The following is a 22,310-nucleotide window of genomic DNA, read 5'->3' as shown; positions in this document are numbered from 1 at the left end:
ACAACGGATGCAGGATGCGGAGGATAACCGTGCTTACCCTTTCGAACGAACTCGTGGCAATTGGCAAGACGGCCTCCGACAAGGCCGATGCCATCGCGCAGGCGGTGGACCTGCTCTCGGCGGCCGGCAAGATCGACCCGCGCTACGGCGCCTCGATGTTGGGGCGCGAGAAGGTGGCGAACACGTTCCTCGGCAACGGCATCGCGATCCCGCATGGACTGGCGAAGGACCGCGACCTTATCCACGAAACCGCGATTGCCGTGCTCCAGCTTCCCGGCGGCGTGGAATGGGCGCCGGGCGATACCGCGCGCCTTGTCGTGGCCATTGCCGCACGCTCGGACGAGCATCTCGAAGTGCTCTCCAACCTGACGGACGTGTTGAGCAACGCCGAGGAGGCCGACCGTCTGGCCACGACACTGGATCCGGCCACCATCGTCGCGCGTCTGACCGGCTCCGAGCCTGCCCCGGCCGCCCCCAGCGTGACGCTGGAGGATTTCGCGGACGGTTTCACCGCCATCGTGGAGGGTCCTCACGGCCTGCACGCCCGCCCGGCGACGGCGCTGGTCGAGCTTGCCAAGACATACCAGGCCGAGATCCGCATTCGCTGCGGCGAAACCGCTGGAAACGCCAAGAGCTTGATTTCGCTTTTGAAGCTTGGCGCGAAACAGGGCGCCGAGCTGCGTATCAGCGCAGACGGACCCGATGCCGCCGCCGCGCTGAAGGCCCTGCAGGGCGCGTTCGAGGCCGGTCTCGAAGACGAAGACGGGGCGGACGAAGCGCCGGTCCACGTTGGTCAAGCCGCCGCCACGACCGCAACTGCCACCTATGACGGAACCACGATCCAGGGGATATCCTCCTCCCCCGGCCTCGCCATTGCCCCGGTGTTCCAGTTCGCCCGCGAGCACATCACCTTTGCCCCCGATGCCGCCGACCCGGATGCCGAAATTTCCCGCCTCGACGGCGCACTCCAGACCGCCTGGCGGCAGCTCGACGCACTCTACGAAGAGGTCTGGAAGAAAACCGGGCCTGCCAAGGCCGGCATCTTCCGCGCGCATCAGGAATTCCTCGACGACCCGGAAATGGTCGAGGCCGCTTGGGACAGCATCAAGCAAGGCCGCAGCGCCGCCCATGCCTGGCACGCCGCCTTCAACGAGCGCGCCGATATCCTGGCCGGGATGAAGGACCCGGTCCTGTCGGGCCGCGCGGTGGACCTGCGCGATGTCGGCCTGCGGGTGCTGCGCCAACTGGCAGAGGTAGACTCCGACGCGACCGCTCTGCCCTCGGCACCCTGCATTCTCGTCGCCGACGACCTCACCCCGTCCGACACCGCGCAGCTCGACCCCGCACTGGTCAAGGGCCTGTGCACCGCCTCGGGCGGGCCGACCTCGCATACCTCGATCATCGCCCGTTCGCTGGACATTCCCGCCGTTGTCGGCGCCGGCGCGCAGGTGCTCGACATCGCCTCTGGCACGCCTGCCCTTCTCGACGGCCAAAGCGGTCTGCTGGTGCGCAACCCAAGCGCGGCCGACGAGGCCTTCGCCCGTGCTGCGCTGGTCGATCTGAATGCGCGCCGCGAGGCCGAGAAGCGCGACTGCTACAAGCCCGCGCTGACCACCGATGGCGCCCGGATCGAGGTCGTCGCCAATATCTCCGACGTGTCCGAAGCGATTGCCGCGGTCGAGGCCGGCGGCGAAGGCGTGGGCCTACTGCGGACCGAGTTCCTCTTCGTCAACCGCGACGAAGCCCCTTCGGAAGACGAACAGGTCGGCATCTACTCGGCCATGCTCGACGCGATGAACGGGCTGCCGATCATCATCCGCACACTGGATGTCGGCGGCGACAAGGAGATCCCCTATCTGAAGATGCCGGTCGAGGAGAACCCGTTTCTCGGCGAGCGCGGCATCCGCTTCTGCCTCGCCCATGAGGACGTGTTCCGCACCCAGCTTCGCGCGATCTACCGCGCCTCCACTCACGGACCGCTGCGGATCATGTTCCCGATGGTCGCCATGACCTCCGAACTCGACGCGGCGTTGCGCATCGCCGAGGAGGTCCGGGCCGAGATCGGCGCGGAACCGGTCGAGATGGGCATCATGATCGAGATCCCCTCGGCGGTGATGATGGCACCGGAACTCGCCGCGAAGGTCGATTTCTTCTCCATCGGCACCAATGACCTGACGCAATACGCGCTGGCGATGGACCGGATGCACCCGACGCTCGCACGGCAGGCCGACGGGCTGCACCCCGCCGTGCTGCGGCTGATCGACCAGACGGTAAAGGCCGCCGACGCGGCGGGTATCTGGGTCGGCGCCTGCGGCGGGATCGCGGCCGATCCGCTCGGCGTGTCCATCCTCAGCGGGCTGGGTCTCAAGGAGCTTTCGGTCTCCATCCCCTCCATCGCGGCGGTCAAGGCGCAACTGCGCCAGCAGTCGATGGCGGATAACCGCGCGCTGGCCCAAAAAGCCCTCGCCGCACCCGATGCCGCCGCCGTGCGCGCGCTGCGCTGAGGGAGGCCGTTATGGAGAGCTTTCCCCGCATCGCGACCGTCTCGCTCAACTCCGCCGTGGACCAGACCGTCACCGTCCCCCGCTTCGCCATCGACGCGGTGAACCGGGTGGAGACGGTGCGCTCCGACGCGGGCGGCAAGGGCGTCAACGTCGCCTCCTTCCTCGCCCATTTCGGCCATGCGGTCACCGTCACCGGCCTGCTCGGCCGCGAGAACGAGGCGCTCTTTGCCGAGCAATTCAAGGCCAGCGGGCTGCACGATGCTTGCCTGCGGCTCGAAGGCGCCACGCGCACCAATGTCAAGATCGTGGACCCGCAGGGCGACACGGTGACCGATCTCAACTTCCCCGGCATTCACGCCGTGGCCGGCGATCTCGCCGCCGTTGCCGGTCGGTTGCAGACCGCGCTTCAGTGCGGACTCGACTGGGTGGCGCTCTGCGGAAGCCTGCCCGCCGGGATCGAGGCCGACGCCTATGCCGAACTGACCCGGATCGCCCGGGCCGGCGGCGCGAAAGTCGCGCTCGATACCTCCGGCACGCCGCTGGAACTGGCGCTGGCCGCCCAACCCGACATCATCAAGCCCAATATCGCCGAGCTGTCCGAGCTGCTGGGCCGTCCGCTCAACGGCTATGGGCAGGTGGTGGCGGCCGCGCGCGAGATCGTCGCCCGCGGCACAGGCCTGGTCGTCGTGTCCATGGGTGCCGATGGCGCGATGTTCGTGACCGCATCCGAGGCCGTCCACGCCGTCGCCCCGAGCCCCGAGATCGCCAGCACGGTCGGCGCGGGCGACGCGATGGTCGCAGGGCTCATCCACTCGGCCATGCAAGGGCTGCCGCTCTCCCAGACCGCCGCGCTCGCGACCGCCTTCTCGCTTGGCGCGCTCGGCGAGATCGGCCCGCGCCTGCCCGCCATCGACAAGCTCCAAACCTTCGCCCGCACGGTCCAGGTGACCGCGCTCGACTGCAATTGAACGACGAGAAGAACCGGGAGGACCCCATGTCGAATATCGTCGCCGTCACTGCCTGCCCAACCGGCATTGCCCATACCCACATGGCCGCCGAAGCGCTCAGCGAAATCGCCACGCTCAAGGGCCACACCATCCGTATCGAACGCCAGAGCGCGCAGGGGGTTACAAATCCCCTGACCGCCGAGGAGATCGCCGCCGCCGACCTCGTGTTGTTGGCCACCGATATCGGGTCCGACAAGGACCGTTTCGCCGGCAAGCCCGTCTTCGAGACGAGCACGAGCGAAGCGCTCCGCAAGACAGAGGGCGTGCTCGACGCCGCCCTCGCCCTAATCCAAGAGGAGACAGAAAACATGTCAGGAGACAAACTGAAGGTGGTGGCAATCACCTCCTGCCCGACAGGGATTGCCCACACCTTCATGGCCGCAGCCGCGCTCCAGAAGGCCGCAGGCGCCCGCGGCTGGGAAATCGCCGTGGAAACGCAAGGCTCGGTCGGCTCGCAGAACGCCTTGACCGAAGAACAGATCGCCGCCGCCGACCTCGTGGTGATCGCCGCCGACACCCATGTCGATGACAGCCGCTTCACGGGCAAGAAATTCTACTCGACCTCCGTCGGCGCCGCCGTGAAAGGCGCGAATGCCGTGCTGGACGCCGCCGTCGCCGAGGGCGAAATCCTCGGCGGGGCCGCCCCCGCTGGCCGCAACCTCGCCGACGAGGTCAAGAAGGCCAAGGCCGCCCGCTCCTCGCAACGCTCCGGCCCCTACAAGCACCTGCTGACCGGCGTCTCCTACATGCTGCCGTTGGTGGTTGCCGGTGGCCTGCTGATCGCGCTCTCCTTCGTCTTCGGCATCAAGGCTTTCGAAGAAGAAGGCACGCTCGCCGCAGCCCTCATGGCCATCGGTGGCGGGGCCGCCTTCAAGCTCATGGTGCCGGTGCTGGCGGGCTTCATCGCCTTCTCCATCGCCGACCGTCCGGGCCTCACCCCCGGCCTCATCGGCGGCATGCTCGCGGTCAATCTCGGCTCGGGCTTTCTCGGCGGCATCGTCGCGGGCTTCCTGGCCGGCTATACCGCCCGCTGGCTGCGCGACAATATCCACCTGCCGCAGAACCTCGAAGGGCTGAAGCCGGTCCTCATCCTGCCGCTGCTCTCCACGCTCGTCACCGGCCTCGTCATGGTCTACGTCATCGGTGAACCGGTGGCCGCGATCCTGGCCGCGATGACCGCCTTCCTGCAGAGCCTCGGCACCGCCAATGCCGTCGTGCTCGGCCTGGTCCTCGGCGGCATGATGGCCGTGGACATGGGCGGACCGATCAACAAGGCCGCCTATACCTTCGCCGTCGGCCTGCTGACCTCCGACACCTACGCCCCCATGGCCGCCGTCATGGCCGCCGGCATGACCCCGCCGCTGGGCCTCGCACTGGCCACCCTGATCGCCAAGAACCGCTTCACCGAGGAAGAACGCGAAGCCGGCGGCGCCGCCGCGGTGCTGGGCCTGTCCTTCATCACCGAAGGTGCCATCCCCTTCGCCGCCAAGGACCCGGCCCGCGTCATCCCCGCCATCATCGTCGGCTCCGCCATCACCGGCGCGCTCGTGATGTTCCTGGGCTGCGAACTGGTGGCGCCGCATGGTGGCATCTTCGTGCTGGCTATCCCGAACGCGGTCACCAATCTCGGTGCCTACGCCGTTGCCATCGTGATCGGTACGCTGATCACCACCGGCCTGCTGGTTGCCCTGAAAAAACCGCTGGTGGCGAAGGCCGATGCGCTCCCGGCCCAAAAGGTCGCCAAGGCTGTCCCGGCCGAGTAAGCAACGCCCCCTTCCAAAACCTGAACCGGCGGCCGAAAGACCGCCGGTTTTTTTGCGTCCGAACGCACTCACGGCCCCTCCCGACCGGAACCGGTGGAACCACCGCCCGATCGAGACACCGCTACCGGCATTTCCAGACACACACCGCCAAAACCATTTCTTCTGACCGGAAATATCGCGGGGCGAACGCTCATACGAGCGCGGGAGGCAACGTCCCCTCCGCCTGTCCCACCACGAAAACGAGCGAATGTCGGCATTCGATTTCACCGTCTCGTTCGCACCCATTTTCAACGCAAATCACCCGTGTTCGACCGAAACAGGAGCAAAATGCGATCTTCCGTCTACCAGCACCACCCCGGGCCGGACGCAACCGGGGCGCCAGCCCGCAAGTTCGCTCGTACCGGAACCGAGGCGATTACAGGAAATTGCCTGTCTGCAAAAAACTGCAAAAAGGTCGCTTGACGCCGCCTGCGCCCCGGCCTAGAACGCCGCTCACGTCAAGCGATGGATACCATCGCAGGCGGCAGCGGGCGGTTGTAGCTCAGTTGGTTAGAGTGCCGGCCTGTCACGCCGGAGGTCGCGGGTTCGAGCCCCGTCAACCGCGCCATCGCTGCTTCAATGAAGGGCCCTCGCCTCGGCGGGGGCCTTTGTTTTTTTGAGGTTGAAGGGGTTCGCCCGAGAGGGTGACAGGCATTCCCGGCGATAGATTCCCTGTTCGACTTTCCTGCCTGCCCGTCTCTGACGCCACCCTTTAGCGGTATCTGCCCGCATTCCGGTACCCCGTCTCGCCCCCTCCTCGCTTGACCACATTCCGCAACGGGCCACGGAGCGGCGCACACCGGACAATCGAACATTTTCTGCTTGACGGGCCGGTGCGGACGGACTACCCCCGGCGGACCGCGCGGTTGTAGCTCAGTTGGTTAGAGTGCCGGCCTGTCACGCCGGAGGTCGCGGGTTCGAGCCCCGTCAACCGCGCCACTTCTTCCTTTCCCAAATCGAGCCGTCACCCATCTTGCAAGGGCGCGTCATCGCGGCAAAGCTGCGGCGAGCCTGCGGACGAATTGGTGGCTTTGGGCGCAGGTCTGAAATCAGACCGAGGGGGAAAAGGAAATGCGGCTTCTCGATAGGATAAACTTGACGACATTGCTGGTTGTCGCCCTGCTGCTCGGGCTGGCGCCCTTTCGACCGGAACCGCACCTGGTCGAGAAACTCCGCATGCTTTTCGCCGGCACCCTCCAGCGGCCGATCGACATTTTCGACCTCGCCCTGCATGGCCTTCCCATGGTTCTGCTTGGGGCAAAGCTCCTCCGCATGCGCCGCAGCGACGATCACGGATCCGAATAGAGATCCGCGAAAGCATGTCCATTGTCGAAGAAGCCGATCCAGAGGTAGTGGCGGCGGTGCTTGAGCTGCTCCATCACCATGGAAACATAGACCCAATCCACCCAGAGCTGGATCGTCCCGCGCGTCGCGTCATAGACCGGAACCCGCATCTCCTCGTCCGGCACGAACCGCAGGATACCGCCCGTTGCCTGTGAGCTTGGCGTCGGTTCCCCCTGGAAAACGACATAGGCTTGCGATGTGGGCGTACCCGCCCGGTTCGGCAGATATCCCGACGTGTGGTAACGCGCATTCCGGATCTGCAGGATCTGCCGTCCGGGCAAGGCGGTAACATCCTGCCCGGCCAGGTTCATCATGTCCCGGATATGGCGGATCTGGCGGTCGATATCTTCTTCGACGGCGATTATGTGGTTCATGGGCGGCTCATCCATCCGACGCGGGAATCGATTCCTGCATCGGAGGATGGCCGAAAAAGGTTACTCCGAGCTTTCCATAGAAGAACCCCGGATCACCCTGCCGTTGCGCGCGGTTTACTCCGAGAGCGCCGCAAGGATGCGCGCCCAGCTACGGATGCCCTTGTGAAAACTCTCCACGTTGTATTTCTCGTTCGGCGAGTGGATCGCGTCGTCATCATTGGCAAACCCGATCAGCATGGCATCCATGCCGAGCACCTCCTTGAAGAAGCCCGCGATCGGGATCGAGCCGCCCATGCCGACCAGCACCGCTTCGCGGTCCCATTCGTCCGTGAGCGCGCCGCGCGCGGCCTCGAATTCAGGCCGTTCGGTATTCATGACCGCAGCCGGCGAGCCGTCGAGATCGCCATCCCAGACAACCTTCGCGTCCGGCGAAAGCTGGGCGGCCACATGCGCCCGGACCTTTTCACGCAGCGCGTCCGGATCCATGTCCCCCACCAGGCGACAGGTGATCTTGCAATGCGCCTTGGAGGGGATCACCGTCTTGGAGCCGGCACCGTTATAGCCGCCCCAGATCCCGTTCACCTCCAGGGTCGGCCGCGCCCATTGCTGCTCCAGTGTCGAATAGCCGGCCTCGCCATGCGGCCGTGTGTAGCCGACCGACTCCAGGTAGGTCTTCTCGTCGAAGCCGCAATTGTCCCATTGCCGCTTCATCTCGCCCGATATCTCGTGAACGCCCTCGTAGAACCCCTCGACCGCGACGCGGCCGGTCTTGTCATGGAAGGACGTGATGATGCGCGAGATTTCCTTGAGCGGGTTGAGGCCGGGGCCGCCGTAATGGCCCGAATGCAGGTCGATCCGGGGGCCGATAATGGTGAACTCGTCCTTCAGCATGCCGCGCAGCTGGCTGGCGATCGACGGCACCCCCGGCGCCACCATCCCGGTATCGCAGATCAGCGCGATATCGGCTTTCAGCTCCTCGGCATTCTCCTGCATGAAGGGGATGAGCGAGGGCGAGCCGCTCTCCTCCTCGCCTTCGAAGAAGAAGGAGATCTTCGCAGGCAACGAGCCATGCACGGCTTTCCACGCCCGGCAAGCCTCGACAAAGGTCATCAGCTGCCCCTTGTCATCGGAGGCACCGCGCCCGCGGATCACCAGCCCGTGCTCCGGAGTATCCTGCAACACCGGCTCGAAGGGCGCCGTATTCCATTCGGAGAGCGGATCGACCGGCTGCACGTCGTAGTGGCCGTAAAAGAGCACATGCGGCCCCGCGCCCTCGCCATGGCCGACAACCATCGGGTGGCCCGGCGTTGCACGTTTTGCCGCGTCGAAGCCGATCAAGGCCAGGTCCGACACCAGCCACTCCGCGGCCTTGTCACAATCGGCCTTGAAGGCGGGATCGGTGGAGATCGACTGGATGCGCAGAAGCTCCATCAGGCGATCAAGGGCGGCAGGCAGTTCGGCGTCGATACGGTCGAGAACGGGAGCGAGGCGGGTGTCGGTCATTGCGGACTCCGGTTTGAAATTTGGCCCGACCCTAGAACCTTTTGTCGGGAGATTGAATCGCAAACAGCCTCCAAATCATCTGTGCAAAAATATCCTGGGGGGGCGCTCGCAAGAGCGCGGGGGGCAAAGCCCCCAATTCCACGTTCGCTCTGGATCCGATGCGGGAAATTCGAGAGACGACGCCGGTCTCCGCCGTTCCTACGAGGAAAGCAGAACCTCTCCCTGTGCCGTCACGGAATGAACCACGCCCTGCGGATCGTCGAGGGCGGCCATGGCGGCGAGGTCGAGCTGCATCATGCAGCCGCGCAGGAGTTGCGATGCAACGCCATGGGTGACGACGACGGCCTCTGCAGGGACATCCGAAAGGAAATCGCGCAAACGCACCAGCATCTCCTCCAGACGCTCCCCCCCCGGAGCGGCGAACTTCCACAGATAGCTGTTTGGGGTCGCGGGCATCTCGGGAGAAAGACGGACGATTTCGCCATAGGTCAGCCCCTGCCAGGCGCCCATGTCGACCTCGGCCAGACGTGCGTCCTCGATTACGGGAACGCCGGGCATGGCGAGGCGGGCTGTCTCCAGCGCCCGGCCCTGCGGGCTGGAATAGACCGGGAACCCGCCCGCACCGGCCCGGCGCAGGATTTCTCCCTGCCGGAGCGCCTGCGCGCGGCCACGGTCGGTCAGCGGAGAATCCAGCCCGCCCTGCATCCGCCCCTCGACATTCCAGAGCGTCTCGCCGTGGCGCAGAATGAACATCATCCCTCCCGATTGCAAAAACCCGCCCGAGGCGGGTTTTCAACATGGATTTTGCCGGACTGTCACGCCCCCAAAGGGGCCGGATCAGTAGATTTTCGGCACGTAGAGCTCATCGGGCAGCACGCGCCGCTCGTAATCGGGATTGTATTCCCGCTCCGGCAGCTCGACCTTCTCGTGATCCACCGGCTCGTAGGGGATCTTGGTCAGGATGTGCTCCATGCAGTTGAGCCGCTCGCGCTTCTTGTCGTTCCCCTCGACGATATACCAGGGCGCCTCGGGGATGTTCGTACGGGCGAACATATCTTCCTTGGCCTTGGTATACTGCTCCCAGCGGACGCGGGATTGCAGGTCCATCGGGCTCAGCTTCCACTGCTTCATCGGGTCGTGGATCCGCACCTGGAACCGCAACTGCTGCTCGGCATCGGTGATCGAGAACCAGTATTTCAACAGGATGATCCCGTTGCGGACCAACATCCGTTCGAATTCCGGCACATCGCGGAAGAACATCTCGACGTCGTCCTCGCTGGCGAACCCCATCACCCGCTCGACACCGGCGCGGTTGTACCAGGACCGGTCGAACAGAACGATCTCGCCCCCGGCCGGCAGATGCTCCACGTAGCGCTGGAAATACCACTGCGTCTGCTGGCGACGGTTGGGGGCCGGCAGCGCCACGACGCGGCAAACCCGCGGGTTCAGACGTTGGGTGATGCGCTTGATCACGCCGCCCTTGCCGGCCGAGTCGCGCCCTTCGAATAGGATGCACACCTTCGCGCCGGTCGCCTCGACCCAATCCTGCACCCTGATCATCTCGGCCTGAAGCCGCAGCAGGTTGCGGAAATAGGTATGCCGGTCCAGCAGGTCGGGATGCGCCTTGCGATAGATCTTGCGGATCTCGCGGCTCAGCATCGGCTCGGAAAATTCCAACTCGAACGTCTCGTCCAGAGTCTCCTCCAGCTCGGCTTCCAGCCAATCCTTGTGCATGTCGTCAAGCGGGGTGTCTTCCTGGTCGGCCATCTTCGTCCTTCCATCTGAAATACGGGCTTCGAAACCCCAAAAACGGGGCATAATCGAGGCCGTACCACCTGTTAGCCACAAGTCAAGCGCAGCAACCGCGCAGTTGGCTCAATCCGGCGCCGGGATCGTCCGGGTGGGCGCGCCGCCCGTGGGCGCGAAGAAAAGGACCTCGCCTTGCGTGGTCACCAGCACCCAGAAAGCCTTCGCCTGGGTGACGGCGGCGATCTCCGAACCGGCCGGGATCTCGAACCGCTCCGGCACGACCAGCGCCTCGGGCGCCGGCGCATCGCCACCGAGCCGCGCATAGAACAGCGCGACCAGCAGCACCATGCCGGCGATCATCGTCCCCGTCAGAACCAGCACCAGAACGCGCAGGAACCGCAGGTTGCGCGCATCGGCTTCGCTGAGCGGCTGCTCGTCTGTCGGTTCCATGATCGGGCTCCCCTTGCTGCGACAGGTGATAGGCCAGCCGGGCAGCGTGGTCCAGCCGGTCGCGGGATTGGCCCCTGCCCTCTTGCACGCGACCGGGGTTCGGGCCTATGGCTGTCTTTCCCCGCTTTCGAAGGAAAACCATGACCGCCGGAACCCGCCTGATCCATGTCGAGATCGCCCCCGATCCGCCCGCCCGCCTCGACAAGGCGCTGGCGCGCGACGTGCCGGAGAGCGAAGCGCTGAGCCGCTCGCGCCTCGCCCGGCTGATCGAGGAGGGACAGGTTGCGCGTGGTGGCACCGTTCTGACCAACGCCAAGGCGAAAGTGGCCGAAGGCGACGTGATCGAGATCACCCTGCCCGCGGCCGCCGAGGTCGAGACCGTGCCGGAGGACATCCCACTTTCCATTGCCTACGAGGATGACGCGCTGATCGTCATCGACAAGCCCGCCGGCATGGTGGTTCACCCGGCCCCCGGCTCGCCCTCTGGCACGCTGGTCAATGCGCTGCTCTACCATTGTGGCGACACGCTCTCAGGGATCGGTGGCGAGAAGCGCCCGGGCATCGTGCACCGGATCGACAAGGACACCTCGGGCCTGCTGGTCGTGGCCAAGTCGGACGCCGCCCATCACGGGCTGGCCGCACAGTTCGAAGCCCATAGCGCCCAGCGGCATTACCTCGCCGTCGTCAATGGCTGCCCCGATCCGGCCGATCCACGCCTGCGCGGCGTGAAGGGCACGCATTGGGAGAGCGGCGAAGTCTTGCGGATCACCACCCAGCTTGCCCGCCACAAGCACGACCGGCAACGGCAGGCCGTCGTCTGGAACGGTGGGCGCCACGCGGTGACGCGGGCGCGGCTGCTGGAGCCGTTCGGCACGCCGCCCGTAGCGGCACTCGTCCAGTGCCGGCTGGAAACCGGGCGCACCCACCAGATCCGCGTACACATGGCCCATGTCGGCCACGGTCTGATTGGCGACCCGATCTATGGCGGGCGACGCAAGCTCTCGGCGCGTGCCTTGGGCGAGGACGCCGCGACGCTGGCCAACACCTTCCCCCGTCAGGCCCTCCATGCGGCCTCGCTCGGCTTCAAACACCCGATCACGGGCGAGGCGCTCAGCTTCGAAAGCCCCCTGCCTGCGGATATGGATGCGCTCGTCACAGCCTTGCGCGCGGGCTGAAACATTTCCCGAATTGGCTGTGACTTTTGTTTCAGCAGGCTTAAACTCGACAGAAAAGGCACCCACCTGCGTTGAAGCAAGGTAACGGTACCGCAAACATCAACACTTGAACCGAACGGTTCAGTTCCTAGATATTATGTAAAGATCTTGCGCCACCCCATGAGCGCAGGCTCGTCCAATCGGCACGGAGGGATAGTCATGAGCAATTACACGGGTCTTCCCGCCCCCTCACCGGAGCAGGGGCTTAACCGGTATCTTCAGGAAATCCGCAAGTTCCCGATGCTGGAGCCCGAAGAGGAATACATGCTGGCCAAGCGATGGGTCGACCATCAGGACAGCGCCGCCGCACACAAGATGGTCACCTCCCACCTGCGTCTGGCCGCCAAGATCGCCATGGGCTATCGCGGCTACGGCCTGCCGCAGGCCGAGGTCATTTCGGAGGCCAATGTCGGCCTGATGCAGGCGGTCAAGCGCTTCGACCCCGAAAAGGGCTTCCGGCTGGCCACTTATGCCATGTGGTGGATCCGCGCCTCGATCCAGGAATATATCCTGCGGTCCTGGTCGCTGGTGAAGCTGGGCACGACCTCGGCGCAGAAGAAACTGTTCTTCAACCTGCGCAAGGCCAAGTCGCGTATCGGCGCGCTGGAAGAGGGCGACATGCGTCCGGAAAACGTCACAAGGATCGCAACCGATCTGGGCGTGACGGAGGCTGAAGTGGTCTCGATGAACCGTCGCCTCTCTGGTGGCGACGCTTCCCTGAACGCCACCGTCGGCTCGGACGGCGACACCACCACGCAGTGGCAGGACTGGCTGGAGGACGAGACCGCCGACCAGGCCGAGCAATATGCCGAGAGCAACGAGATGGCCGTGCGCCGCGACCTGCTGCTGGAGGCGATGGATGCGCTCAACGACCGCGAGAAGGATATCCTCACGCAGCGTCGGCTCGCCGAGCCGCCGGTCACGCTGGAGGAACTCTCCGGTCAGTACGACGTCAGCCGCGAACGCATTCGCCAGATCGAGGTGCGCGCCTTCGAGAAGCTTCAGAAGCGCATGAAGGAACTGGCACGCGAAAAGGGCATACTCAACGCGTCCTGATCCGCACCGGGTGGCCGATCCCCGGCATTCTGAATGCCGGGCGAAGCCTTCGGGAGCCTTTGCAAGCAATGCTCGCGGGGGCGTCGTCTCCGCTCGGACCGCGCGATTGCGCTACGTCGAGAACAAAGCTCGGCCTGACCAGACCTTTCCGCTCAAGAAAGCCGCCGATCATGACGATCGTCGGCCATAGATCGGGCGCACGCTCCCCCTGCCCCCAATGGACGGACGGACGCGTAACAGGTCGATCCGCTAGTTGCTCGCGGGCTGGTCACCGCCCGGTTTGCAGTTCGCCTGATTCGGAGGGCATTTCTTCGGGCCCGGCTTCCCTTGCTTTCCCTGCTGCGGACCGTTGCCCTGCTGTCCGTTCTTCTGCGGGCCGTCGCTATTCGGGCCGTTCTTGTTTGGGCCGTTCTTGTTTGGGCCATTCTTGTTCGGGCCGTTGCTCTTCGGACCACCCTGAGCGGGACAGCCCTCTGTCCCCGGCTTGCAGTTGGAGGACCGCTGTTTCTTTGGTCCCTGTCCCGGCTGCGGTTTGGGTTGGTTCTGGACCAGCTCGACCTGGCTCGCCACGGGCGCTTTCAGGCCCAGCCCGTCGGGCATGACACCTGTCGGCACGGATGCAAAGGCAATCGCAGGAAAGGAGAAAACAACGGCCGCAGCCGAGATCAGGCGGAACTTCATCGGAAAACCTCATTCAAAAAATCGACAATAGCGCGACGTTACCGCAACCAGGATGCACCAGACAGCGTCAATTGATGACATTGGTTGCATTTTCCACCCCAAACCGGTCTCCATTCACGCTCAGGGCCCATTTCACGCCGCGCAACGAAAGCCGGTCCGACGACGCGCCCCGGAACGTTGCGGTTCGACGGCGGCACGGCCTCCTGAAACACCCTTTCACCATTGCCCCCAAAGGGGCGAAAAAGGGAAGATTAGGGGGGAATACCGCGCAACCGCCCGTGAGCCACCTGTCCGGCATCCGGACTCTCAAAGGGCGGGTGTCCCGAATTGACCGAGAATCGGGCAACTACCGCCGCAAACTGTGTTCCCTCCACAACACCGTGCACAACCAAGGTGCATGCCGGCGATTCTGACGGATCACGTTTTGCGGCTGCGTGTAGCTGTGGTAACAAGCTCGACAACGCTCCTAAAATGGCAAAGCCGACATGTATCGTCCCGCTCTAGATTCCCTACTCCTTGGCCTTCTGCTTGCGGTTGGAACGGTCAATGCCCCCAACGCTCAGGAAATGGCGCCATCGCTCCCCTCCGTCGACCAGCTGAACTTCACGGTTTCAGGGCTGTCCGGTGACTTGGGCGGTTACACCAACTCGATGGTCGCCGGCAGCGTCGCGTTTCCGCTGAACGCATGGTACGGCGTGCAACTGGACGGAGCGGTCGGCAACTACCGTGAAGACTACATGAGCTTCGGCACCGCCCTGCACTTCTTCCACCGCAACCCGGAACGCGGCGCGGTCGGCTTCTATATCGACTATGGCTACGTCAACCCGGAACATAACGGACAGTTCGGCGTGGAGGGCGCGCTCTATCTCGACAATGTCACGCTGGAAGCGCTCGTGGGCGTTCGCGGCGGAACCAATGTCTATGTCGAGGCTTTCGACGAGATCGACATCACCTACTATTTCAACGAGAACATCAAGGCCTCGGTCGGTCACCGCTACAGTGCGCGCGGAAACGTCGGCAATGTCGGGTTCGAGATCGCCCCCTCGTCGTTGAACGGATGGAGCGTCTTTGGCGAGGCCGAGGCGGGTGAGGATGACAACCAGTCCGCCTATCTGGGCATTCGATACGCCTTCGGCAGCCAGCGTTACTCGTCGCTCATGGCGCGCGACCGCGAGGGCCAGATGCGCGTGCGGCTTCCGCGCGTCATCAACAACGTGACCCGCTGCGGTTCATTGCCCGAAACCCAGGATGCGAATCTGGGCCGCCACGAAATGAACGTTCTGTGCGCCTCCGCCTCCGATCTGAAGGATGAAGGCGCGACCGAGGAAAAGAAATAGGCGTCACCCGAATGCGGGCGCTGCATTCCACCGCTCCATAACGGTCACAGCTTCCAACAAGCTCCAAGGGGCGCCGCAAGGCGCCCTTTTCGATTCCGGCCGGCAGATCGCACGCGCCACAGCGCCTGCCGCCGCTCTCGCCGGATCCGGCGGCTCAATGTCCCCCGGAGAGCGGCATCATCCCGATGCAGCCACAAGACCACAACCCGGTCGATCCGGTGAGATTGTTCTGGAAGGAAATGGTGGGTGATGAGGGATTTGAACCCCCGACATCTTCGATGTGAACGAAGCGCTCTACCACTGAGCTAATCACCCGGTGCCGCGCGTCTTAGCGCCCTGAACCGCCGGCTGCAAGGGGGAAGCGGGCACTCGCACGCGCATTTTTTCCCGCCTGCCCGACAAAAAAACAAAGGGCGCGACCGAGCGCGCCCTTTGCAGGTTGTCAGATTGCAGACCAGCGCTCAATGCGCGGTCTTGCCCGCCTGGCTGCCTTCGGACAGGCTTGCGGCACGTGCCGCGGCTGCCTCCTCCTCGGCCGCCTCGTCCCATTCGACGGGCACCGGCGTATCGATCAGCGCGAGTTTCAGCACGTCGCGCACATGGGCAACCGGGATGATGTCGAGCCCTTCCTTTACATTGTCCGGGATCTCCGAAAGGTCCTTCTCGTTTTCCTGCGGAATCAGCACCGTCTTGATGCCGCCGCGCAGTGCCGCAAGAAGTTTCTCCTTGAGCCCGCCAATGGCCAGCACATTGCCGCGCAACGTGACCTCGCCCGTCATGGCGATGTCCTTGCGCACCGGAATCCGCGTCAGCACCGACACGATGGAGGTCACCATCGCCACACCGGCCGACGGTCCATCCTTGGGGGTCGCCCCCTCGGGAACGTGGACGTGAATGTCGATCGCATCGAATTTCGGCGGTTTCACCCCGATCTCCGGCGCGATGGAGCGCACGAAGCTGTTGGCCGCGTCGATGCTCTCCTTCATCACGTCGCCCAGCTTGCCGGTCGTCTTCATCCGCCCCTTGCCGGGCAGTTTCAGCGCCTCGATGGAGAGCAGATCACCGCCAACGCTGGTCCAGGCAAGCCCGGTCACCACGCCCACCTGATCCTCCTGTTCGGCCAGGCCATAGCGGAACCGCTTCACGCCAAGGAAACCTTCGAGGTCTTCCGGCTTCACGGAGACTGTCTCGGTCTCCTTCTTGATGATCTTCGTGATCGACTTCCGGGCCAGCTTGGCGATCTCGCGCTCAAGGTTCCGCACGCCCGCCTCGCGGGTATAGGTGCGGATGATCTCGGTCAGCGCCTCGTCCGTCAGCTCGAACTCCTTCTCGCGAAGCCCATGATTTTTCATCTGCTTCTCGATCAGGTGACGCCGCGCGATCTCGTGCTTCTCGTCCTCGGTGTAGCCCGCGAGCGTGATGATCTCCATCCGGTCGAGCAGCGGCCCCGGCATGTTGTAGCTGTTGGCCGTGGTCAGGAACATCACGTTGGAGAGGTCGTATTCCACCTCCATGTAATGGTCCGTGAAGGTCGCGTTCTGCTCCGGATCGAGCACTTCCAGCATCGCCGAGGCCGGGTCACCACGGAAATCCTGCCCCATCTTGTCGATTTCATCGAGCAGGATGAGCGGGTTCGTGGTTTTCGCCTTTTTCAGCGCCTGGATGATCTTGCCCGGCATGGAGCCGATATAGGTCCGGCGGTGGCCGCGGATCTCGGATTCATCGCGCACCCCGCCAAGCGAGATGCGAATGAACTCGCGCCCCGTGGCATTGGCGACCGACTTTCCAAGCGACGTCTTGCCCACACCCGGAGGCCCGACAAGACAGAGGATCGGCCCCTTCAGCTTGGCCGAACGCTGCTGCACGGCGAGATACTCGACGATGCGTTCCTTGACCTTCTCCAGCCCGTAATGGTCGTTGTCCAGAACGGTCTGCGCCCGGCCCAGATCCTTCTTCACCCGGGACTTCTTGCCCCACGGGATCGACAGCATCCAGTCGAGATAGTTGCGCACCACCGTCGCCTCGGCCGACATCGGCGACATATTCTTGAGCTTCTTCAGCTCGCCCTCGGCCTTCTCCAGCGCTTCCTTGGACAGCTTGGTCGCGGCAATCTTCTCTTCGAGCTCGGCAATCTCGTTCTGGCCCTCGTCGCCATCGCCCAGCTCGCGCTGGATCGCCTTCATCTGCTCGTTGAGATAATACTCCCGCTGCGTGCGTTCCATCTGGCTCTTCACGCGGGTCTTGATCTTCTTCTCGACCTGCAGGACGGACATCTCCCCCTGCATCAGGCCATAGACCTTCTCCAGCCGCTCCGCGACCGAGAGCGTCTCCAGAAGCTCCTGCTTCTGCGCCACTTCCAGCCCGAGATGGCCGGACACCAGGTCGGCCAGCTTGGCGGCCTCCCGCGTCTCGGCAACGGCGGCCAGCGCCTCCTCGGGGATGTTCTTCTTCACCTTGGAATAGCGCTCGAATTCCTCACCGACCGAGCGCACCAGGGCGGCGATGGTATCCGCATCGCCCGGCACTTCGGTCAGGAACTCCGCCCGCGCTTCGAAGAAATCTTCGTTTTCGAGATATTCGAGGATCTGCACCCGGCGGATACCTTCCACCAGCACCTTGACGGTGCCATCGGGCAGTTTCAGCAGTTGCAGCACATTGGCCAGCACGCCGGCCTGGTAGATGCCATCGGTATCGGGATCGTCCTCGGCCGGGTCGATCTGGCTGGCCAGAAGGATCTGCTTGTCGTCCTGCATCACCTCTTCGAGGGCGCGCACCGACTTGTCCCGCCCGACAAAGAGCGGCACGATCATGTGCGGGAACACCACGATGTCGCGCAGCGGCAGCACGGGATAAGATTGGCTCAGTGGCTCTTGCATGCTCGTTTTCCTGTTCTTGGCAAGAGGGTTCCGGCCCCGTTTCTCGGCAACACTCGACCCCCTCCGGTCCTGATTGCTAAAAGTGGGTTCTGACTCGCCACGTTTCAAGCAGACCTTTCAATCCGGCCCAATGTGCCCGTCCCTGCGGGCATGGGCAAGCCGACAACCGAATGCGGGTGCGGCGAATGTCGCGCGGGTCCGGCAAACCACTGGAAAGGCTGCATTCAATCTGCGTGCGCTGAAACGGCCCCGCACGCAACAACACGGCCTCGCGACAAACCCCGGGTCGCCGCGATCCGTGCAGGATTTCTCGCGACGAATGTCGGCGCGCCCGTCCCGGATCCGAACCGGAATCAGAGCGGCTCGATATCGCCCTGCGCCCGTTCCGCGTGGAAACCGGCTTCCCAATCCGCAAAGCACCCAGCGGAAATAGCGTCGCGCATGCCCTGCATAAGCTCCTGATAATAATGCAGGTTGTGCCATGTCATCAGCATCGAGGAGATGATTTCATGCGCCCGGAACACGTGGTGCAGATAGGCACGCGAATAGTTCTGGCAGGCCGGGCATGTGCAATGCTCGTCGAGCGGGCGCGGGTCGTCCTGATGGCGGGCATTCTTGATATTCACCACGCCGCGGCGGGTGAAGACCTGCCCGGTACGCCCCGAACGCGACGGCAGCACACAATCCATCATGTCGACGCCGCGCTTGACCGCACCCACAATATCATCTGGCTTGCCGACCCCCATGAGGTAGCGCGGCCTGTCCTGTGGCAGCATATCGGGCGCGAAATCGAGCACGCCGAACATCGCTTCCTGGCCTTCGCCAACCGCGAGCCCGCCGATGGCGTATCCATCGAAGCCGATCGCCCGCAGCGCCTCGGCGCTTTCGGCGCGCAGATCCTGCTCCAATCCGCCTTGCTGGATGCCAAAAAGCGCGTGACCGGGGCGATCGCCGAATGCATCGCGCGAGCGCTCCGCCCAACGCATGGAGAGCCGCATGCTCTCTTCGATCCGCGGCCGGTCCGCCGGAAGGGCCGGACATTCGTCGAAACACATCACGATGTCGGACCCCAGCAAACGCTGGATTTCCATGGACCGCTCGGGCGTCAGCATATGTTTGCTGCCGTCGATATGGGACCGGAACTCGACCCCCTCCTCCGTCAGCTTGCGCAGATCGGTCAGGCTCATCACCTGGAAGCCGCCCGAGTCCGTCAGGATCGGTCGTTCCCAGTTCATGAAACGATGCAACCCGCCAAGACGGTCGATCCGCTCCGCCGTCGGACGCAGCATCAGGTGATAGGTGTTCCCCAGCAAGATATCGGCGCCGGTCGCGCGAACGCTCTCCGGCAACATGGCCTTTACGGTCGCCGCGGTTCCCACCGGCATGAAAGCCGGTGTCCGAATGTCGCCCCGCGTCGTGCGGATTACACCAGACCGTGCCCGGCCATCTGTCGCTTGCAGCTCAAAGGAGAATCTCTGTGTCATCCCGTTCCCATCTCAGAAGCACGACAGGAGTTCAATCTCGGCGATCCGCCTTTCTCGTCAAATGCGCAGTGTTCAGCACCCGGCAGGCCGGGTTCGTATGGCCGGGTTCATATGGCCAAGCTCGTCTCTGGCTTGCCCCAGCTCCCGAGCGGCTATCCTGCCGCGTCCACCAGCCGCCCGTTTTCACACCGGAAGCCCAGACAGCAACGAACAGGAAGAACGCAGAACAAGGACCAACCCTGGCGCCCGGGTTTTCGGTTCAACTTGCGACAGACAAGGAACTCAGCGCCGTGCAACCGCTCGCGCCCAGCTCCCCTCCCAGTTGCCCCGTCTTGAGAAGCTCCGAGATTTCCGCGCCGGGCAGCGGGCGTTCGAACAGGAAACCCTGGCCGAGTTTGCAATTGAGATCGGCCAGCAATTCGTAGGTTTCCTCGGTCTCGATCCCCTCGGCCGTCACGCTCAGCTCCAGCGAGTCCGCCAGCGAAATGATCCCGGCGACGATCTTGGCCTTTTGTGCATCCTTCGTCACCTGGGTCACGAAACTGCGGTCGATCTTCAACTTGTCGAATGGCAGACGGGACAGCGTCGCAAGGCTCGAGAAACCAGTGCCGAAATCGTCCAGCGAAATTCGGATCCCGAGCCAGCGAAGACGTTCGATCGTCTCCCGCGCATAGCCCAGATCCTCGATCACGGCGGATTCCGTGATCTCGATCTCAAGCCGCTCCGCTGGGAAAGAGGTGCTGCGCAACACGGACGAGATCGTCTCGGCCAGTTCCGTGTCGCGGAACTGGCGCGGCGAGAGATTGAAGGAAATGCTCAACTCTTCGGGCCAATCGCGCGCCGTGTTGCAGGCCTGACGAAGGATCAGCCAACTGATTGCGTTGATTTGCCCGGTATCCTCGGCGAGGGCGATGAAACGCGATGGTGGCACTTGCCCAAGACGGGGGTGGCTCCATCGTGCAAGCACCTCGAAACCGACAAGCCTTCGGTCCGAAATATCGACGATGGGTTGAAAATACGGCACGATCTCCTCGGCCTCGATGGCCAGGGTCAGTTCGACCTCCAGTTCGGCCTCCTCGCGGAGCCTTTCGCCGAGATCGTCATCGAAGAAATTCAACCGGCCGCGCCCCTCGCGCTTTGCCCGGTACATTGCCTGATCGGCGTGGCGGAACAGTTGATCCTCGTCGAGACCGGGGCTCCAGACGGCTATGCCTATGGACGTCCCGAGCGTGATTTCGCCCTCGCCGACCTGGAACTTCGTCCTCAGGGCCGACAAGATCCGCCGGGCAAGCCCGGTCGCGGCGTCGAAATTCTCGTTTTCCGGAATCGCGACGGCGAACTCGTCGCCCCCGAGACGGACCGGCACCTGCCCCCACTGGCAGACACTCTTGAGCCGCGTGGACACTTCCTGCAGGATCTGGTCCCCGACATCGTGCCCGCGCAAATCGTTGATCGGTTTGAAACGGTCCAGATCCATCAGGAGAATTGACAGCGCATTGCCGCCGCTCTCGGCCTCCCTGATCCGTTCCCGCATGATTTCCGACATGGCCCGACGATTGTGCAGCCCCGTCAAGGGATCGTGCCGCGCAATGTGCTGGGCACGCTCTTCGGCCTTCTGTCGCGCCAGAAGGCTCTTGCGCAGCTTGGAATTGGAGACAGTCAGGATCACCGGCAGAGCCAAGCCCAGCAGGATCATGAAGCTGAAGATCTCGTCGATATCCCACGCCTCGTGCGCCCGGCTGAAATCGTATACCATCTCGAACATTTCGATCTGTCCGGCCACGAACCAGCCGGCAACCAACAAAACGACCCAAATCGCAAACCGTGTTTTCCGCATGCCCATGGCAATGCCTCCAACCGAACACATCGCCACGAAAAGAGCCTTAATTCCTGTAGAAATGCCTAACGGCTGAAATATCTTTCTACTTCAGGCGTAGCGTAACGCCTCTGGACGCTTGGGCAGGCATTTCTTATATAATCCCTCAACATTCCCCCAACCCTGGGCCTATGATGAACTCTGACGCGACACCCATGGAAGGCGAACCCCTTATTCGGCCCTCCGATACAGAACACCCGCTGCACGATTCGATCGTGGAAGCGTGCCGCACCGTTTTCGATCCGGAAATCCCGGTAAACATCTATGATCTTGGACTGATTTACACGATCAAGATCAATGCCGAGTCCGAGGTCAAGGTGACCATGACGCTGACGGCACCGGGTTGTCCCGTGGCCGGCGAGATGCCGGGCTGGGTCGCCGAGGCGATCGAGCCGGTGCCGGGCGTCAAGCATGTCGAGGTCGATCTGACCTGGGATCCGCCCTGGGGCATGGAAATGATGTCGGACGAAGCGCGGCTCGAGCTGGGCTTCATGTAGGAAACGAAACTGCCCGGCCCGTTTCGCGGCCGGACCAGAGACAAGGACCGAGCAATGTTTTCCATTCCCGGCAAGCAGGCCGTCACCCTGACGCCGCGCGCAGCGGCCCAGATCATCAAGCTGATGGACAAGGATGGCCATCAGGGCCTCCGGCTCGGCGTGAAGAAGGGCGGCTGTGCGGGCATGGAATACACGCTCGAGTTTTCCGACAGCATCGACCCCAATGACGAGGTGGTCGAGCAGGATGGCGCTCGCGTCATGATTGCGCCGATGGCCCAGATGTTCCTGTTCGGCACCGAGATCGACTATGAGGTCTCGCTGCTGGAAGCCGGGTTCAAGTTCCGCAACCCCAATGTCACCGAAGCCTGTGGTTGCGGCGAGTCGATCAAGTTCGACGAGAGCCTGGGCGCCCCCAAGGCCTGACCCTTTCGACGTCCGAACAGGACAGCGCGCAACCGCAGCCGGAAGCGGCGACGCGCCCATTTCTGGCGGCTGCGAACCCGCGCCCGGATCAACTCGGCTTCACTGCGGTTCTGGTTCGCCAGATAATCCAGGT

17 protein-coding genes and 3 tRNA genes are annotated in these 22,310 nt (G+C 63.7%); 10 read left to right on the top strand and 10 right to left on the bottom strand.

Features of this window, described 5'->3' with window-relative positions:
• Positions 1-29: 29 nt before the first annotated feature.
• The 5 genes from ptsP (at position 30) to AX756_RS16260 (ending at position 6,252) form a co-directional block, all read left to right on the top strand.
• Positions 30-2,504 carry a phosphoenolpyruvate--protein phosphotransferase gene (gene ptsP, locus AX756_RS16280; protein WP_068313851.1) on the top strand — a complete coding sequence of 825 codons (2,475 nt, stop codon included), beginning with the start codon at positions 30-32 and terminating at the stop codon, positions 2,502-2,504.
• Between the two features lie 11 nt (positions 2,505-2,515).
• A complete protein-coding gene (gene pfkB, locus AX756_RS16275; RefSeq protein ID WP_068313848.1) occupies positions 2,516-3,472 on the top strand; it encodes a 1-phosphofructokinase in 957 nt (318 codons plus the stop codon).
• Between the two features lie 26 nt (positions 3,473-3,498).
• On the top strand, positions 3,499-5,274 hold the full coding sequence (locus AX756_RS16270; RefSeq protein WP_068313845.1) for a PTS fructose-like transporter subunit IIB: 1,776 nt from the start codon (positions 3,499-3,501) through the stop codon (positions 5,272-5,274).
• 530 nt (positions 5,275-5,804) lie between these two features.
• Positions 5,805-5,881: transfer RNA gene (locus tag AX756_RS16265), tRNA-Asp, on the top strand.
• A 294-nt stretch (positions 5,882-6,175) separates the two neighbouring features.
• Positions 6,176-6,252, top strand: a tRNA-Asp gene (locus AX756_RS16260).
• On the opposite strand, the gene AX756_RS25690 is transcribed toward AX756_RS16260, so the two are convergent.
• From AX756_RS25690 to AX756_RS16230, 6 genes are all read right to left on the bottom strand, one after another.
• The gene (locus tag AX756_RS25690) at positions 6,241-6,606 is read right to left on the bottom strand and encodes a hypothetical protein (RefSeq protein WP_156461529.1); all 366 of its coding nucleotides are present in this window, start codon (positions 6,604-6,606) and stop codon (positions 6,241-6,243) included. The two genes, AX756_RS16260 and AX756_RS25690, sit on opposite strands and share 12 nt — an antisense overlap.
• Positions 6,603-7,031: a hypothetical protein gene (locus tag AX756_RS16250; protein ID WP_156461528.1), complete on the bottom strand. Its 429-nt coding sequence runs from the start codon at positions 7,029-7,031 to the stop codon at positions 6,603-6,605. The genes AX756_RS25690 and AX756_RS16250 overlap by 4 nt, the downstream gene beginning before the upstream one ends.
• Before the next feature lie 114 nt (positions 7,032-7,145).
• Positions 7,146-8,534, bottom strand: a complete 1,389-nt coding sequence (locus tag AX756_RS16245; RefSeq protein WP_068313835.1) for a M20/M25/M40 family metallo-hydrolase — start codon at positions 8,532-8,534, stop codon at positions 7,146-7,148.
• A 198-nt stretch (positions 8,535-8,732) separates the two neighbouring features.
• Complete coding sequence (locus AX756_RS16240) at positions 8,733-9,287, bottom strand: histidine phosphatase family protein (RefSeq protein ID WP_163886693.1); 555 nt, start codon at positions 9,285-9,287, stop codon at positions 8,733-8,735.
• 84 nt (positions 9,288-9,371) lie between these two features.
• Positions 9,372-10,301, bottom strand: a complete 930-nt coding sequence (gene ppk2 / locus AX756_RS16235) for a polyphosphate kinase 2 (RefSeq protein ID WP_082739146.1) — start codon at positions 10,299-10,301, stop codon at positions 9,372-9,374.
• Positions 10,302-10,409: 108 nt separating this feature from the next.
• Positions 10,410-10,733, bottom strand: a complete 324-nt coding sequence (locus AX756_RS16230; RefSeq protein ID WP_068313829.1) for a DUF6476 family protein — start codon at positions 10,731-10,733, stop codon at positions 10,410-10,412.
• A gap of 107 nt (positions 10,734-10,840) precedes the next feature.
• Here AX756_RS16230 and AX756_RS16225 point away from each other — a divergent pair, with 107 nt between their 5' ends.
• From AX756_RS16225 to AX756_RS16210, 3 genes are all read left to right on the top strand, one after another.
• Positions 10,841-11,908: an RluA family pseudouridine synthase gene (locus AX756_RS16225; RefSeq protein WP_438938410.1), complete on the top strand. Its 1,068-nt coding sequence runs from the start codon at positions 10,841-10,843 to the stop codon at positions 11,906-11,908.
• Between the two features lie 198 nt (positions 11,909-12,106).
• The gene (gene rpoH / locus AX756_RS16220; protein ID WP_068313822.1) at positions 12,107-13,003 is read left to right on the top strand and encodes an RNA polymerase sigma factor RpoH; all 897 of its coding nucleotides are present in this window, start codon (positions 12,107-12,109) and stop codon (positions 13,001-13,003) included.
• Positions 13,004-14,169: 1,166 nt separating this feature from the next.
• Entirely contained in the window at positions 14,170-15,021 is an 852-nt protein-coding gene (locus AX756_RS16210; protein WP_068313817.1) for a hypothetical protein, read from the top strand.
• A 240-nt stretch (positions 15,022-15,261) separates the two neighbouring features.
• On the opposite strand, the gene AX756_RS16205 is transcribed toward AX756_RS16210, so the two are convergent.
• The 4 genes from AX756_RS16205 to AX756_RS16190 form a co-directional block, all read right to left on the bottom strand.
• Positions 15,262-15,336, bottom strand: a tRNA-Val gene (locus AX756_RS16205).
• 146 nt (positions 15,337-15,482) lie between these two features.
• Entirely contained in the window at positions 15,483-17,897 is a 2,415-nt protein-coding gene (lon, locus tag AX756_RS16200; RefSeq protein ID WP_068313814.1) for an endopeptidase La, read from the bottom strand.
• A gap of 353 nt (positions 17,898-18,250) precedes the next feature.
• Positions 18,251-19,381 (bottom strand): tRNA guanosine(34) transglycosylase Tgt, encoded by a 1,131-nt coding sequence (gene tgt / locus AX756_RS16195; protein ID WP_068313810.1) that lies wholly within the window; start codon positions 19,379-19,381, stop codon positions 18,251-18,253.
• A 259-nt stretch (positions 19,382-19,640) separates the two neighbouring features.
• A complete protein-coding gene (locus AX756_RS16190; RefSeq protein ID WP_068313808.1) occupies positions 19,641-21,224 on the bottom strand; it encodes a putative bifunctional diguanylate cyclase/phosphodiesterase in 1,584 nt (527 codons plus the stop codon).
• 188 nt (positions 21,225-21,412) lie between these two features.
• On the opposite strand from AX756_RS16190, the gene AX756_RS16185 reads away from it, so the two are divergent.
• Both AX756_RS16185 and AX756_RS16180 read left to right on the top strand, forming a co-directional pair.
• On the top strand, positions 21,413-21,754 hold the full coding sequence (locus AX756_RS16185; protein ID WP_438938409.1) for an SUF system Fe-S cluster assembly protein: 342 nt from the start codon (positions 21,413-21,415) through the stop codon (positions 21,752-21,754).
• A 54-nt stretch (positions 21,755-21,808) separates the two neighbouring features.
• The gene (locus tag AX756_RS16180; protein ID WP_068313805.1) at positions 21,809-22,177 is read left to right on the top strand and encodes a HesB/IscA family protein; all 369 of its coding nucleotides are present in this window, start codon (positions 21,809-21,811) and stop codon (positions 22,175-22,177) included.
• Positions 22,178-22,310 lie beyond the last annotated feature (133 nt).

It is taken from the genome of Aliiruegeria sabulilitoris (assembly GCF_001558155.1).
Classification (GTDB): domain Bacteria; phylum Pseudomonadota; class Alphaproteobacteria; order Rhodobacterales; family Rhodobacteraceae; genus Tropicimonas; species Tropicimonas sabulilitoris.
Note: the sequence above shows the minus strand (reverse complement) of the source record. Positions and strands in the feature narration are given on the sequence as shown.